Genomic DNA, 14,098 nt, shown 5'->3' on the forward strand with positions numbered 1-14,098 from the left:
CGCTTAACCCGGAGCCGATTGCAGGAGGATCTCGATGCGCCGGTTGCCCGGGGCGTAGGGATCGCCGGGGATCTGCAGCCGCCGGTCGGCGAAGCCGCTGATCTGGCTGACGCGATCTTCCTTCAGGCCGCCGCGGACGAGCATGTAATAGGCGCTCTGGGCGCGGGCGGCGGAGAGCCGCCAGTTGTCATAGGTGCCATCCTTGAAGGGGCGGCCGTCGGTATGGCCGCGGATCGCAACCGCACCTGGACGCTCGGCCAGGAGATGGCCAATCTTTTCCATCGCCAGCACCAGCTCCTTTTGCGGCACGGCCGAACCGATGGAAAACATCTGCGCGTCGGTGCGCTCGCTGATCGTCACCATCAGGCCGCCTTCAGCGGGCGTCACGACAAGTCCCTCAGCCAGCTGGCCCGCCTCGCCGGCAAGCTGCTTCTTCAGCTCGGCCTGGAGTTCGGCCGCCTGCGCCTTGGCGTCGGCCTCGGCCTTCGGCTTTTCGCCGGCCGCGGCATCCGCCGTGTCCTTGCCAGCGCCCGTGTTCGTGTCCTTGCCGTCACCGGCCTGTTTGTCGGCCGCGTCGGGCGTCTGTTCCGACGCGTCCGCCTCGGACTTCTTTACAGTCGGCGTCGCACCTGCGGGCTCCGTCGACTTGTCGGCAAGGGCAGCGACGGTTTCGGCCGTGTTGCCGGCGTCCTTGACTTCAACCTGCTTGGTCCAGAAGTCCGGGTCGAACGGGTCACGATAGGCCTCGCCGCCATCGGCGCCGGTGGCCGGGCCGGACTGGGCCGCACCGCCCTCACCCTTGACGCTGATGTTGGCCTGCTGGCCGACCTCGCGCGCGATTTCGGAAAGCACCGAATAGGGGTTTTCGAAGAAGTCCGCGTCGGAATACTTCGTCTCTTCGCCCGACGTGGCCGTCAGCTGATCGCCGGTCTTGGCCGAGCCACCGGACTTGTCCTGCTCGCCATCGACCTTCGAACGCTGCTGCGTTTCTTCGCCCTGCGCATCCTTGGCCGGGTCCTTCAAGCCACGTTCGGCCGGCTTCTGGTCGGTCAATTGCACCGGATTGAAATAGGAAGCGATCGCCGCCTTCGTCTCTTCGTTGGCGGCATTGATCAGCCACATTACGAGAAAGAAGGCCATCATTGCGGTCATGAAGTCGGCATAGGCGATCTTCCAGGAGCCGCCATGGTGGCCGTCATGGCTGCCGCTGTGACGCTTGACGATGATGATCTCGTGCTTGCCGTTGTGGTGGTTTTCGTCGCTCATGCGAGAACTTTCCGAACTGTATCGGCCCAGGCGGCCATGCGCGTCACGAGGATGGTGCCATCCATCTCGACGGCGAGATCGACATCGTCGGATTCGACGTGCCGCAAGGACGGCAAGTCTTCTCCGAGCTGGCGCTTCAGCGCCTCGAAGATAGACGCCGGGCCCTTGACGACGATGGTGCTGCCTTCGCCGGCCACAAGGCCCTGGCGCAGCATCTGCGCCATATCGGCAACGGCGCGCTGCATGAGGGCATCGCCCATGACCGGTGCAAGCACGCGAGCGGCCTGATCGCCGAGTGCGACGGCAAGCCCTTCGGTCATTTCGTCGATGCGCTGCGCCAGACGGTTCGCGGTTTCCTCCTCGAAGCGCCGCGTCAGCGCCTCGAGTTCGGCCGCGTGCGCCGCCTGGAGTTCGGCAATCTGCTTTTCGTGTTCAAACACGAGTTCCGCGGTCGCCTCGGCCCGCCCTTCGGCAAAGGCTCTCCGGCGCTCCGCATCGATATCGATTTCCGGCATGGCGGGTCTCGCGCCGAGGCGCTCGCCATCGGCATAGTCGGCATCCAGATCAGGGAAATATTTCGGCGGCATCAGCGACAGCTCGACTTTCGGCGCGCTGAAGTCCTTGAGATAGCGGGAGAGCATTGCACTCATGGCCGGCCCCCTGCAGCGGACCTGCGGCAATGCGGCGATCCCCATCTGCTTGAGAGGCGGCGCTCCCTGGCGCGGACTTCCATTGCTCCTGGCACTGCTGACATGTCTCCCTCGGGCCCGACCGTCGGATACGGCGAACCCAGCATTCTTGACGTACATCGGCGCGATCCGGGGTCGGTTGGTCCCGGAACGATCCGATGCAGGCGACGGCGCAAAGGTCATTTTGGCCGGCAGTCATCCGACAGGACTGCGAGGGAAGGCTATTCGGTCAAACTTGTGCGAAAATGAATGTGTTGGACCGCGCCAGGGCAATTAGCGCGGTCCAACAGTTTCCACCGGGTGCCGTGACCGACGACGTGGCAGAACTCAAAGTGCCGTCACCCACACCGGGGCGATGGGCTCAGTTTGGCAGATCGGCGGCCGTTTGCAGCCGCGGTCCGCCTTCGCGCCTTACTGCTGGAACAGGCGCAGGATGTTTTCGGAATTGGTGTTGGCGATCGAGAGCGCCTGGATGCCCAGTTGCTGCTGCGTCTGCAGCGCCTTCAGCCGCGTCGATTCCTCGTTCATGTCGGCATCGACCAGACGACCGACGCCCTTGTCGATCGTATCCATCAGGTTGGCGATGAAGCCCTCCTGCAGCTCGATGCGCTTGGTGATGGCGCCGAGCGTGGAGCCGGCATCCGTCAACTGGTTGAGGATACGTTCGACGACGCTGATCATGTCGGACATTTCGGCAGGCGTCGTCGATGCGGTCAGCTTGATTTCCGCCGTCGTGCCGATCGGCGTCGTCGCCGGCGCGCCGATCAGGTGGTACAGGCGTGCGCCCGCCGTGCCGGGAGGAGAGGTGAGCTGGGAGGCGTCGTAGTTCCGGGTCAGGATGCCGCGGCTCGCATTCTGCTTGTCGATCAGCATTGACTGCGAGGTGTCGAAGTCGAGCGTGGTGACCGACACGTTGCCGTTGGCGTCACGGTTGAACGAGGCGACAACCGACTTGGTGCCGACGGGGGCCGTCGCGGCGTTGTAGAGCCAGTTTTCACTGGAGAACGATGCAGACTGTGCGGCCGAGATGAGCTGGTTCTTGAGCTCGGAGATTTCCTTGTCGATCTTCAGCTTGTCGACGCCCGGCTCGCTCGCCGCGACGAGCTTGCTCTTGATCGCGCTGACGACCTCGATCGAGGAATTCATCGCCGCATAGGCCGTGTCGATCTTGGCGGCGCCGAGGCCGAGGGCGTCCTGAACGGTGGAGAGCGCCGCGTTGTCGGAGCGCATGGTGGTTGCGATCGACCAATAGGCGGCGTTGTCCGCGGCTGTCTGCACGCGATAGCCCGAGGAGATGCGGTCCTGGACTTCGGCCATGTCGGAGTTGATCGAACGCAAAGTCTGGAGAGCCGCCATGGCGGCGGTGTTGGTCATGATGCTGGTCATTGGTCACCTGTCCCGATTGAATTCATAAGGACATTCCGGAGTGTTACCGGCAGCGATGGGACTGGCATCATGCGAATCGCCCCTGTTTTGCCCTGGAGGCGACCCTTCGCTCTTAACGAATATGTAACGATCTCATAGTTAACAAACGGTTAACACCGTTAGGAAGTCAGTAACAAAGGTGAACAAAAATAAGGGAAGATGGACGAAACGTTAAGGTGGGCGCGGTTCGCTTGGAACGGACGCCGGCGACGCCTGGTGGCCATGGAATACCGGAGCGCAAAAGGAAAAAGCCGCACGATCCACGGGGGATGTGCGGCTTCTTTTCGAAGTGACGGGCGAAGATCGCCCGTCATGTTCGGCCGATCGATTAACGGAACAGCGACAGGATGTTCTGCGAGTTCGAGTTGGCGATCGTGAGCGCCTGGATGCCGAGCTGCTGCTGCGTCTGCAGAGCCTTCAGGCGGGTCGATTCCTCGTTCATGTCGGCGTCTACGAGGCGGCCAACGCCCTTCTCGATCGAGTCCGAGAGGTTATCGACGAAGCCCTTCTGCAGTTCGACGCGGCTGTTAAGCGCACCGAGGTCAGCGGCAGCGTCGGTCATCTGCGTCAGGATCGAGTCAACACCCGACAGAGCCTGCGACAGAGCGCCGGTCGTCATGTTGGTGATGTCGAGCGACAGAACGCTGAAGGAGAGCGATACGGTCGAGCCGGTGCCACCGCCGCTGGTGTCGGTGTAGGAGATGTTGCTGGAGAGCAGGCCCGTGCCGTTGGTGACGTTGTTGCCAGCCGTGTCGACTTCGATGAGCGAGCTCTTGTTGGTGTCGAACTGCAACGTCGTCAGGCTGACATTGCCCTTGGCGTCGCGGTTGAACGAACCGACGACCGACTTGGTGCCGGCAGCGTTATTGGCGTCGGTGTAGACCCAGTTTTCGCCCGAGAAGGAAGCCGACTTGGCAATGCTCAGAAGCTGGTTCTGCAGCTCCTTGATTTCCTTCTGGATCTTGCTCTTGTCAACGCCCGGCTCGCTGGCGGCAACCAGCTTCTTCTTGATTTCGTCGACGACGTCCTTGGAGCTTTCCATGGCCGTGTAGGCAACGTCGGTCTTGGCAGCGCCGAGGCCGAGGGCGTCCTGAACGGCCGAGAGGGCCTTGTTGTCCGAACGCATGGTGGTCGCGATCGACCAGTAAGCAGCGTTGTCAGCCGCGGAACCGACGCGCAGGCCCGACGAAATGCGCTCCTGGGTGGTTTCCATCGAGGAGTTGATCGAACGCAGGGTGGCGAGTGCGCCCATGGCGGAAGAATTGGTGATGATGCTCGTCATTGGCTGAGTGCCCCTTGTTGGCAAAGATGAAATGGAAAGGGACATTCCGGGATTACCGGGAAACGACGGTCAGCCTCATGCCTGCTGACGCTCTAATCTGTTCGGGTCAACCCGTCGTTTCGATGGTTACAACAAACACCATCGTGGTTAACGAACCCTAAAACCCGGAGAAACTTTTCGAAGTTTTATCAGTGCATTGGCGACAAAGAAAAACCGCGCCTCTTGCGAGGCGCGGTTTCGTATCTTGCTTCGGGTGCGGGCCGTGGCCCGCCCCCTTCAGCCCGTCGATTAACGGAACAGCGACAGAACGTTCTGCGAGTTCGAGTTCGCGATCGACAGTGCCTGGATGCCGAGCTGCTGCTGCGTCTGCAGAGCCTTCAGGCGGGTCGATTCCTCGTTCATGTCGGCGTCTACGAGGCGGCCAACGCCCTTCTCGATCGAGTCCGAGAGGTTATCGACGAAGCCCTTCTGCAGTTCGACGCGGCTGTTAAGCGCACCGAGGTCAGCGGCAGCGTCGGTCATCTGCGTCAGGATCGAGTCAACACCCGACAGAGCCTGCGACAGAGCGCCGGTCGTCATGTTGGTGATGTCGAGCGACAGAACGCTGAAGGAGAGCGATACGGTCGAGCCGGTGCCGCCGCCGCTGGTGTCGGTGTAGGAGATGTTGCTGGAGAGCAGGCCCGTGCCGTTGGTGACGTTGTTGCCAGCCGTGTCGACTTCGATGAGCGAGCTCTTGTTGGTGTCGAACTGCAACGTCGTCAGGCTGACATTGCCCTTGGCGTCGCGGTTGAACGAACCGACGACCGACTTGGTGCCGGCAGCGTTATTGGCGTCGGTGTAGACCCAGTTTTCGCCGGAGAAGGAGGCCGACTTGGCGATGCTCACCAACTGGTTCTGCAGCTCCTTGACTTCCTTCTGGATCTTGCTCTTGTCAACGCCCGGCTCGCTGGCGGCAACCAGCTTCTTCTTGATTTCGTCGACGACGTCCTTGGAGCTTTCCATGGCCGTGTAGGCAACGTCGGTCTTGGCAGCGCCGAGGCCGAGGGCGTCCTGAACGGCCGAGAGGGCCTTGTTGTCCGAACGCATGGTGGTCGCGATCGACCAGTAAGCAGCGTTGTCAGCCGCGGAACCGACGCGCAGGCCCGACGAAATGCGCTCCTGGGTGGTTTCCATCGAGGAGTTGATCGAACGCAGGGTGGCGAGTGCGCCCATGGCGGAAGAATTGGTGATGATGCTCGTCATTAGAGTGTCCCTTGATTACTTTAGACGATTTAGGGGACATACCGGACTTCCCGGTGATGGCGGATCGGCTTCATGCCACTCGGTTCCAACTATCTCGGAAGAAACCAAACCCGTCATGTGAAAGGGACTATCGCGTGCAAAGCTTGCGAATTGATTAAATGCCCAAGGCAACTTTGATCGAGATAATTTATACTTAACAAGACTTTAATGGCGTCCCCAATGCAGGGGACACAGACCCGCCACTGGCGGCCTAGATGTGTCGGTCCTGCGCTCCTGTCTGAGGCAAGCTCCGCCAAGTAAACTCGGCTTCGAACAAGGACTAGCAAGCCGGCGCCGGTCGCCGCGCCTCTTCGACGGAGCTCTTAGTGAACGCCCAAGCCATCTTTTCGACCGCCTCCCGGCAATACCAGAAGGGGCGGTACACGGACGCGCTCAACCAGCTGAATGTGCTGATGGAGATCAACCGCGACACCAAGACCTATGTGCTTCTGGCGAAGGTGCTTGTGAAACTCGGCTTCAAGGCTGAGGCGGCCCGCGCCTACCAGCTCGCCGGTGAAGCCGGCGGCTCGCGGGCGGAGGATTACCTCACCGACGCCATGAAGCTCTACTTCGCAAACGGACAGGAGGACGAGGCGTTGAGCATCGGACTGCCGCTGCTGGAGAAGGCCAAGACCGATCCCGAAATTGCCTTCATCATTTCTTCGATCTTCCTGAAGCGCGGCGAGAAGCAGATCCTTGGCCTGTTCAAGGCTCCGCTGACCTTGAGCACCAACCGCCTGCACAATGCGCTTGCGTTCAAACTGTTGACCGCCGAGATCAACGACCTGCAAGATCGTGACGCGCTGGCCAACCTCTTCCGCAACAACCCGAAGAATGCCACGTTGCGGTCGGCCCATCTGGTCTATGCCCGTGAAGCCAACGACTATGCCGAGGTAGAGAAGCACGAACGCGACATCCAGAACGCGTTGAAGACGGGGCAGACTGAAATCCTCGCATCCGAGGCACCCTACTATCATGCGACCTGGTGTGGCGACGAACGCCTCAATCAGATCGCCGGTGCGATGCACAACGCGTTCCCACCCGAACTCACCAATGTGCGCCGCAGTGCTCCTCATCGCTGGGGCGACCGCATCAGGATTGGCTACGTCTCAGCCGACTTCTGGGACGATCACGCCACGATGAAGCTTCTGAAATCGGTGCTAATGGCCCACGACAAGTCCCGCTTCGACGTGACGCTCTTCTGCCACACGAAAGCCATGCACACTGCGCGCGACATGGGAGCGCGGGAAAAATGGGGGCGGATCATCGAGATTGGCGATCTGCCCGACCAGCAGGTGGCGGAGGTCATCCGCCAGGAAAACATCGATATACTCGTCGACTTGAAGGGGCATACGCTGGAAAGCCGCAGCTCGATTTTCAATCAGGCCGCAGCGCCGGTTCAGGTCGGGTGGCTCGGCTTTCCGGGCACGACCGTCAACGTCGATCTCGACTACATCATCGGCGACCCCTATGTCCTGCCCGAGTCCAGCAAGGCGTTCTACTACGAAAAATACTGCCGACTGCCGGAAAGCTACCAGCCGAACGACCCTTATGAGCGGCCGCGGCCGCAGCCAGTCTGCCGATCGCAGGTCGGGCTGCCGCAAGACGCGTTCGTCTTTGCGTCCTTCAATGCCAACCGAAAGATTTCGCTCCAGACGGTGAACCTCTGGATCGACATCCTCAAGCAGACCCCTAACAGCATGATGTGGATCTTGTGCGAACGCGCGGATGCTCGGGCAAACCTGCTCGCCAAGTTCAAGAGCGCCGGCATCGACACGAAACGCATCGTCGTCTGCCCCAAACTGACGTACCAGCACCATATCAACCGCATTCCGCTCGCCGATATCGGTCTCGACACCTATCCCTATAACGGCCATACGACAACGTCGGAACAGCTTTGGACCGGGCTTCCGGTGCTCACGTTCAAAGGCACGAACTTCGCTTCGCGCGTGAGCGAGAGCCTGCTGAACGCCATCGGCGTGCCGGAGCTCGTGGCCGCCGGACCGGAGGACTACGTCAAGGAAGCTGTCGCGCTCTACAACAACCGTGAGAAGATCGCCGACTATCGGAAGAGGCTGGACGAGAACCGGTTCCGGATGCCGCTGTTCGACGCGGAACGTTTCTGCCAGCACCTGGAAACGGGCTACGAAATGATGGCCGATCGCGCCAAGCGCGGACTTGCGCCCGATCACATCGACGTTCCGGCGTTGCCGCCGCGCAGCGGGTCGTTCGAACGCTGAACGGCGACAATTCCTAAAAAGACAAAAGGCAGCGCCGCGGCGCTGCCTTTTTTGTTGTCCCGTTTCGAAGATCGCGACGCCCGATGACGCGAATGATCCGGAGCGCCATGCGTCAAAGGTGAGCCCATCGCGGTCTGTCGGGCACGCCTTTCCTCTTTGAATTTTTGATCTATCGTTGCCGCGCCGCGCTGGTTTGCGCGGCAGGCTCAACTGAAGGAGCGCACCAGGCTGCCGACGAGCAGGTTCCAGCCGTCGATCAAGACGAAGAAGAGAATCTTGAACGGCAGCGAGATCGCCGTCGGCGGCAGCATCATCATGCCCATGGCCATGGTGATGGTGGCGACGATCAGGTCGATCACCAGGAACGGCAGCATGATCAGGAAGCCGATTTCGAAGCCGCGGCGAATTTCCGAGATCATGAAGGCCGGCACGACGGCGCGCAGGTCGACTTTATCGTCGACGACGACCGTCTGGCCCTTTTCCTTGGCGATGTCGATGAAGAGCTGCAGGTCCTTGTCGCGCGTATTGGCGAGCATGAAGTCGCGGAACGGCTCGGTGATCCGGGGGATCGCCTCCGTCTCGGTGATCTGGTTCTTCATCAGCGGATCGATGCCGTCCCGCCAGGCGCGATCGAAGGTCGGCCCCATGACATAGAAGGTCATGAACAGCGCCAGCGAAACCATGATCATGTTGGACGGCGTCGTTGCCAGGCCCATGCCGGTGCGCAGGATCGCAAAGGCGATCACGAAGCGCGGAAAGCTGGTGACCATGATCAGGATGCCGGGGGCCACCGACAGCACGGTCAGAAGACCGAAAGTGCGGATGATCCACGAAGCGGCAGAGCCGTCGACAGGCGTATTCAGGATATCAGAGGGGAAGCTCTGGGCGCCGGCAATACCGGACATCGCCATCATGGCAACTATAAAGGCGACTAGCCGGACCATTTATCGAATCATTGGATGACGAAGGTTCTGAACATCACATTGGTTACGCGCCCATCGGAGCGGAGGTCAACCCGCTCCTGGATGTCATCCCGGAGATATTGAAAGCCGCGCGGTCCCTGGATCTGCTGCAGGGAGACGGTTTTCAGGTAGGCGGCGATATCCTGGTGGATCTGCTCGGCCAGTTTCGGGTCGGGCACGCCGTCGAACTGCAGCGCCACTTCCAAGCGGATCCAGTTTTCCGAGGGATAGGCAAGGTTCGTGGTGATCGGGTCGAGCTGGACAACGCCGTTCGCTTCGATCGCGACCTTCGGCAACCCCTCTTCGCCGGTCGCATTGGCGGCCGGCTCCTTGGCTGCTTCCACCTGCTCCTTTGGGGGCGGTGGCGCGAGCAGGCCGCCGACCAGCCAGCCGCCACCACCGGCAACCAGCGTCAGCACGGCGATGGCCGCAATGGTCAGCACCTTCGACGGCGGCTTCGGAGCGTTGGAATCGAGTTCTTCCATCTTGCCGTTCCCTGCCGATCAGATCGGCGAAAATAGATCCATTAACTGCTGGCCGTAGGGCGGCTGCTGCACTTCAGTCAGGCGGCCACGGCCACCGTAGGAGATGCGTGCCTCGGCGATGCGGTCGTAGGAAATAACGTTGTCGGCATCGACGTCCCGCGGCCGGACGATGCCGGCGACGTTCAGGATGCGCAGTTCATGGTTGACGCGCACTTCCTGCGAACCGCTGATCAACAGGTTGCCGTTTTCGAGCACGCCGGTCACGACGGCCGCAACGAGCAGGCGCAGCTTTTCCGAGCGCTCGGTCTTGCCGTCGCCTTCGGTCTTGGTGTTCGAGCCGTATTTCAGTTCGCCCGACCAATCGAAATCGCTCGTCTGCGACTTGCCGTTGGCGCCGATGTTGAAGCCGCTCGCATTCTTGCGGCTGCGGTCGGTCTTGTTGTCGAAGGTGGCGCCTTCGTTGATCTTGATGTCGACCGTCAGGATGTCGCCGACATTGATCGCGCGTGCGTCCTTGAAGAGGGCTGCCTGCTGGTCGTTCCACAACGAATAGCCGTTCGTCATCTGGCGCGGCTGCTTCGGGTACATAGCCAGCTGCGGGGTCTGCGAATATTGCAGGCCGCTGCCGATCGGGCTCATCGAAGGCGCGCGGCCGATTTCGTTGAGCGCCTGGTTCTGACATCCCGCAAGGAGGGCGGCCCCGGTCAGTATAGCCGTTAGACGCGTTTTCATGATGGTTCCTTCGAGGTGTTCGGGTCGCTGGCGCTCGAGATGATGTTGGTGAGAACCGCCGCCTTCTCGTCGCTCATTTCGCTCAGGATCAACGACGACTGGCGCGCCGGCAGCTGCATGACGATGGCGGCGGCAATTTCGGGCCTCACCATCTCAAGCTTGCCGGCAGCTGCGTCCGGCTTCATCGTCTTGTAGATGCCGACGAGGTTGAGTTCCGCCTGTTTCAGGAAATCGTTGCGGCGCTTCAGCCAGTCTTCGTATTCGTCGCGGCGCTTTTCCAGCGTTGCGATACGCTCGTCGATGCTGGCCTGCAGCGTTTCGAGATCCTTGCGCTGCAGCACATAGCGCTGGTCGCGCGCGGCATCGGCGATGTTGGTGCAGAACTGCTGGATCTCGTTCTGGGTCGCATCGCTGGCCGGCGGCGCCGTGACGTCCTGAGCGAAGGCGCCGGGCATCGAGAGCATGGACGCGACAGCCGCTGCGGCGAGCAGCAGCTTGGGCGTCAGGCCGAGAGTATGATTGTCGTTTGCCGTCATTGCAGCACGAGCTCCGCCTGGAGGGCACCGGCCGTCTTGATACTCTGCAGGATAGCGATGATGCCGTCCGGCTTGACGCCGATGTTGTTGAGGCCGGCGACGAGCGAGCGAAGGCTCGACCCGTTGAGGATCGCCACCGTGCCGCCGTCGGACTGCGCGTTGATGGTCGTGTTCGGTTCCATCGCCGTCTGTCCGCGCGAGAAGGGCAGCGGCTGCACCACCGTCGGCGTCTCGCTGACTTCCACGGTCAAGGTTCCGTAACTGACGGCCACCTCGTTGACCCGAACATCCTGGCCGATGACGATCGTGCCGGTGCGTTCGTTGATGACGACGCGCGCGGGCACATCGGTCTCGATGACGATGTTTTCGATGTCGGCCATCAGCCGCGCCAGATCCGCCATCTTCGGCTTCTCGACGAGAACGGCCTGGCTATCGCGGGCTTCCGCAATGCGACCGCCATATTGCTGGGCCGCATATTTGTTGATCGCTGCGGCCATGCCGACGGCCGTCGAGAAATCAGGATTGCGCAGCTGCAGCACAAGGTTGAAGCCATCCTTGAACTTCGACGGCAGCTCGCGCTCGATGATGGCGCCGTTCGGCACGCGACCAGACGTCGTGACACCCTGGTTGAGCGTCGCGGCATCGCCCTGTGCATTGAAGCCGGTGACGACGACGGAGCCTTGCGCGACCGCATAGATCTGGCCGTCGGCGCCTGAAAGTGAGGTCATGACCAGTGTGCCGCCGCGTAGCGACGTGCTGTCGCCGAGCGAGCCGACGGTCACGTCGACGCGGCTGCCGGGGCTGGCGAACGGTGGCAGGTTCGCCGTCACCAGCACGGCCGCGACGTTGCGCGTCCGGGACTCGCCACCCTGGGTGGAGATGCCGAGATTCTGCAGCATCGCGCGAATCGACTGGTCGGTGAACGGCGACGAGCGCAGGCTGTCTCCCGTGCCCTGGAGGCCGACGACGAGGCCGTATCCGATGAGCTGGTTGTCACGGCCCGCCTGAAGCGAGGCGACATCCTTGATCCGGGATGCGCCGAAGGCGGGTGTCAGCGCCATGGAAAACGCGACGGCCAGCGACAGGAACCATTTGCATGCAAGCATTTTCATTTCGCCACCACATGGACAGTGCCGTCGGCCATCACCGTTCCGGAAACGATGACGCCGGTATCGATGTTGCGCGCCCGGATCAGTTCGCCGACGGCGGCGTCCTGGAGCGGCGATCCGGCAGCGCTGATGGTCAGGCCGCCATTGCTGAAGACGAGGCGCACGGTCGAACCGCGCTCGACGGCGTACTGCTCGCGCAGCGCGCTCGCGAGGATCACCCGGCCGGGAAGAAGCGTGCGCTTGGTGACCTTGCCGTCGATCTCGCCCAGGGTTCTGATGTAACCGTCGGCGAGATCGGGGTTGGTGACGTCGACGACTTCGACGCGGCTCGCGTCGACGGTTTCGCCCGGATAGATGGTCTGCGTGGGGATTACCGCCGTCAGCCGCTCCGCATAACCTGTCGAAGGCAACAGGAAAGCGGTGGCAAGGAGCGCGCCAGCCGCCAGCCGCCGCGCGCTGGCGCGGCCGGCCTTCGAAGCCTTGATGTCTGCGGATCGGCGAAACGTCATGTTTGCCCCCTCTTTCGTTACCTGAGGTTCTTGCTCACCGTGGCCGCCATTTCGTCGGCGGCCTGAATGATCTTGGAGTTCATCTCGTAGGCGCGCTGCGCCGAGATCAGGTCGGTGATTTCCTTGACCGGATCGACGTTGGACGCTTCGAGATACTTCTGCTTGATCTGCGCGAAGCCCGGATCGGCCGGCGTGCCGACGATCGCGTCGCCGGAGGCCGGCGTCTGCTTGAAGAGGTTTTCGCCCTGCGGCTCGAGGCCCGCCTCGTTGACGAAGTTGGCGATCGTCAGCTGGCCGATTTCCTGCATCGCCGGGTTGTTGCCGATGCGCACCATCACCTGGCCGGAGCTGGTGAAGACGATGTCGGTCGCGTCCTGCGGAACGGTGATACCCGGAACAACGGTGTAGCCGTCGATCGTCACGAGCTGGCCTTGGGCATTCTTGTTGAAGGCGCCGGCGCGGGTATAGACGGTCTCGCCATCGGGCGTTTCGACCTGGAACCAGCCGCGGCCGATCAGCGCCAGGTCGTACTCGTTGCCGGTCGAGACCATGCTGCCCTGGATGTGAAGATTGCGCACGGCTGCCGTCTGCACGCCGAGGCCGATGATCGCGCCTTCGGGAACGATCGCCTGGTTGGAGCGGTTCGGCACGCCCTGGGCGCGTTCGGTCTGGTACAGCAGATCGGAAAACTCGGCACGCGCGCGCTTGTAACCCGTCGTGTTGATGTTCGCGATGTTGTTCGCGATGACTTCGAGGTTCAACTGCTGGGCGTTCATGCCGGTGGCGGCAATGGAAAGGGCCTTCATGTCTCGTTCCTTCAGATCTGCATGCGCGCGATTTCGAGGTAGGCGGTGACCACCTTGTCGCGTATCGCGATCGCGGTCTGCAGCGACTGTTCGGCGCTCATCACCGCATCGACCACCTCACGGGTGTTTGCCTGGCCGCGAATGCCGTCGAGCGACATGCCTTCCGCCTTCTTCATCGCGCCGATGGCGTCGGTCGCCATGTCGCCGAGAACCGAAGCGAAGCTCTGCCCCTGCGGCACGCCCTGGGTGGCGGCCGGCATGCCGAAGATCGACGACGAGGATGACGTAGAGTGGGTGCCATCGGTCTCTTTGGTGACCGAGAACGCGCCGAGGGATTTAACTGCATCGATCATTATTGCGAGGCTCTCAACAGGTCGATTGTCTGGGAAATCAGGTCGCGGGACTGCTTGATGGTCTGCAGGTTCGCCTCATAGGCGCGGTTGGCTTCGCGCATATCGGCCATCTCGACCAGGATGTTGACGTTCGGCAGCTTGACCATGCCCTTTTCGTTGGCGGCCGGATTGCCCGGATCGAACTCGATGTTGAAGTCCGAATCGTCCGTGCCCTGGCGCTCGATCTCAACCAGCGAGGCGCCGCTTGCGCGGTCCACTTCGGCGGCAAAGCTGATGGTCTTGCGCCGATAGGGATCCGCGCCCGGCGTATCGCCGGTGGAGCGGGCGTTGGCGATGTTTTCGGAGACGATGCGCAGGCGGGTCGATTCCGCCTGCAGGCCGGAGGCCGATACCTTGAGGGCCGAGGTCAATGGATCCATGGTT

15 protein-coding genes are annotated in these 14,098 nt (G+C 61.9%); 1 reads left to right on the forward strand and 14 read right to left on the reverse strand.

From position 1 onward, the window contains the following. Nucleotides 1-3: 3 nt before the first annotated feature. From IB267_RS12065 to IB267_RS12085, 5 genes are all read right to left on the reverse strand, one after another. The gene (locus IB267_RS12065) at nucleotides 4-1,266 is read right to left on the reverse strand and encodes a MotB family protein (RefSeq protein WP_192447846.1); all 1,263 of its coding nucleotides are present in this window, start codon (nucleotides 1,264-1,266) and stop codon (nucleotides 4-6) included. After that, on the reverse strand, nucleotides 1,263-1,916 hold the full coding sequence (locus IB267_RS12070; protein WP_192447848.1) for a hypothetical protein: 654 nt from the start codon (nucleotides 1,914-1,916) through the stop codon (nucleotides 1,263-1,265). Before IB267_RS12070 ends, IB267_RS12065 begins: the two co-directional genes overlap by 4 nt. A 450-nt stretch (nucleotides 1,917-2,366) precedes the next feature. Continuing rightward, nucleotides 2,367-3,341: a flagellin gene (locus tag IB267_RS12075; RefSeq protein WP_043624928.1), complete on the reverse strand. Its 975-nt coding sequence runs from the start codon at nucleotides 3,339-3,341 to the stop codon at nucleotides 2,367-2,369. A 367-nt stretch (nucleotides 3,342-3,708) separates the two neighbouring features. Next, nucleotides 3,709-4,662, reverse strand: coding sequence for a flagellin (locus IB267_RS12080; protein WP_192447850.1), 954 nt, complete (start codon nucleotides 4,660-4,662; stop codon nucleotides 3,709-3,711). A gap of 288 nt (nucleotides 4,663-4,950) precedes the next feature. After that, nucleotides 4,951-5,904 (reverse strand): flagellin, encoded by a 954-nt coding sequence (locus IB267_RS12085; RefSeq protein ID WP_192447852.1) that lies wholly within the window; start codon nucleotides 5,902-5,904, stop codon nucleotides 4,951-4,953. Nucleotides 5,905-6,269: 365 nt separating this feature from the next. On the opposite strand from IB267_RS12085, the gene IB267_RS12090 reads away from it, so the two are divergent. Beyond that, nucleotides 6,270-8,183, forward strand: coding sequence for a glycosyl transferase (locus IB267_RS12090; protein ID WP_371742530.1), 1,914 nt, complete (start codon nucleotides 6,270-6,272; stop codon nucleotides 8,181-8,183). A 206-nt stretch (nucleotides 8,184-8,389) separates the two neighbouring features. Here the strand turns inward: IB267_RS12090 and fliP are convergent, their stop codons facing one another. Genes fliP through flgC form a run of 9 tightly spaced genes read right to left on the reverse strand, consistent with a single transcriptional unit; the run spans nucleotide 8,390 to nucleotide 14,094 of the window. Then, nucleotides 8,390-9,127 carry a flagellar type III secretion system pore protein FliP gene (fliP, locus tag IB267_RS12095; protein ID WP_043613015.1) on the reverse strand — a complete coding sequence of 246 codons (738 nt, stop codon included), beginning with the start codon at nucleotides 9,125-9,127 and terminating at the stop codon, nucleotides 8,390-8,392. 8 nt (nucleotides 9,128-9,135) lie between these two features. After that, nucleotides 9,136-9,630: a flagellar basal body-associated FliL family protein gene (locus IB267_RS12100; RefSeq protein WP_043613019.1), complete on the reverse strand. Its 495-nt coding sequence runs from the start codon at nucleotides 9,628-9,630 to the stop codon at nucleotides 9,136-9,138. A gap of 18 nt (nucleotides 9,631-9,648) precedes the next feature. After that, nucleotides 9,649-10,362: a flagellar basal body L-ring protein FlgH gene (gene flgH / locus IB267_RS12105; protein WP_192447854.1), complete on the reverse strand. Its 714-nt coding sequence runs from the start codon at nucleotides 10,360-10,362 to the stop codon at nucleotides 9,649-9,651. Continuing rightward, entirely contained in the window at nucleotides 10,359-10,898 is a 540-nt protein-coding gene (locus IB267_RS12110) for a MotE family protein (RefSeq protein WP_192447855.1), read from the reverse strand. Before IB267_RS12110 ends, flgH begins: the two co-directional genes overlap by 4 nt. After that, nucleotides 10,895-12,010, reverse strand: coding sequence for a flagellar basal body P-ring protein FlgI (locus IB267_RS12115; RefSeq protein ID WP_043613025.1), 1,116 nt, complete (start codon nucleotides 12,008-12,010; stop codon nucleotides 10,895-10,897). The genes IB267_RS12110 and IB267_RS12115 overlap by 4 nt, the downstream gene beginning before the upstream one ends. Next, nucleotides 12,007-12,516, reverse strand: coding sequence for a flagellar basal body P-ring formation chaperone FlgA (gene flgA, locus IB267_RS12120; protein WP_192447856.1), 510 nt, complete (start codon nucleotides 12,514-12,516; stop codon nucleotides 12,007-12,009). Before flgA ends, IB267_RS12115 begins: the two co-directional genes overlap by 4 nt. Nucleotides 12,517-12,533: 17 nt before the next feature. Beyond that, nucleotides 12,534-13,322: a flagellar basal-body rod protein FlgG gene (gene flgG / locus IB267_RS12125; protein ID WP_192447857.1), complete on the reverse strand. Its 789-nt coding sequence runs from the start codon at nucleotides 13,320-13,322 to the stop codon at nucleotides 12,534-12,536. An 11-nt stretch (nucleotides 13,323-13,333) separates the two neighbouring features. Further along, entirely contained in the window at nucleotides 13,334-13,675 is a 342-nt protein-coding gene (locus IB267_RS12130; protein WP_043613027.1) for a flagellar hook-basal body complex protein FliE, read from the reverse strand. Then, nucleotides 13,675-14,094: a flagellar basal body rod protein FlgC gene (gene flgC, locus IB267_RS12135; RefSeq protein ID WP_034796910.1), complete on the reverse strand. Its 420-nt coding sequence runs from the start codon at nucleotides 14,092-14,094 to the stop codon at nucleotides 13,675-13,677. The genes IB267_RS12130 and flgC overlap by 1 nt, the downstream gene beginning before the upstream one ends. Nucleotides 14,095-14,098 lie beyond the last annotated feature (4 nt).

This window comes from Ensifer sp. ENS09 (assembly GCF_014852425.1).
Lineage (GTDB): Bacteria > Pseudomonadota > Alphaproteobacteria > Rhizobiales > Rhizobiaceae > Ensifer.

Excerpts from the sequence above, each read along its gene's own strand:
- IB267_RS12065 (WP_192447846.1), bottom strand. The coding sequence starts at position 1,266 with ATGAGCGACGAAAACCACCACAACGGCAAGCACGAGATCATCATCGTC.
- IB267_RS12075 (WP_043624928.1), bottom strand. The coding sequence starts at position 3,341 with ATGACCAGCATCATGACCAACACCGCCGCCATGGCGGCTCTCCAGACT.
- IB267_RS12110 (WP_192447855.1), bottom strand. The coding sequence starts at position 10,898 with ATGACGGCAAACGACAATCATACTCTCGGCCTGACGCCCAAGCTGCTG.
- IB267_RS12115 (WP_043613025.1), bottom strand. The coding sequence starts at position 12,010 with ATGAAAATGCTTGCATGCAAATGGTTCCTGTCGCTGGCCGTCGCGTTT.
- IB267_RS12080 (WP_192447850.1), bottom strand. The coding sequence starts at position 4,662 with ATGACGAGCATCATCACCAATTCTTCCGCCATGGGCGCACTCGCCACC.
- flgH (WP_192447854.1), bottom strand. The coding sequence starts at position 10,362 with ATGAAAACGCGTCTAACGGCTATACTGACCGGGGCCGCCCTCCTTGCG.
- flgA (WP_192447856.1), bottom strand. The coding sequence starts at position 12,516 with ATGACGTTTCGCCGATCCGCAGACATCAAGGCTTCGAAGGCCGGCCGC.
- IB267_RS12130 (WP_043613027.1), bottom strand. The coding sequence starts at position 13,675 with ATGATCGATGCAGTTAAATCCCTCGGCGCGTTCTCGGTCACCAAAGAG.
- flgC (WP_034796910.1), bottom strand. The coding sequence starts at position 14,094 with ATGGATCCATTGACCTCGGCCCTCAAGGTATCGGCCTCCGGCCTGCAG.
- fliP (WP_043613015.1), bottom strand. The coding sequence starts at position 9,127 with ATGGTCCGGCTAGTCGCCTTTATAGTTGCCATGATGGCGATGTCCGGT.
- IB267_RS12085 (WP_192447852.1), bottom strand. The coding sequence starts at position 5,904 with ATGACGAGCATCATCACCAATTCTTCCGCCATGGGCGCACTCGCCACC.
- IB267_RS12100 (WP_043613019.1), bottom strand. The coding sequence starts at position 9,630 with ATGGAAGAACTCGATTCCAACGCTCCGAAGCCGCCGTCGAAGGTGCTG.
- IB267_RS12070 (WP_192447848.1), bottom strand. The coding sequence starts at position 1,916 with ATGAGTGCAATGCTCTCCCGCTATCTCAAGGACTTCAGCGCGCCGAAA.
- flgG (WP_192447857.1), bottom strand. The coding sequence starts at position 13,322 with ATGAAGGCCCTTTCCATTGCCGCCACCGGCATGAACGCCCAGCAGTTG.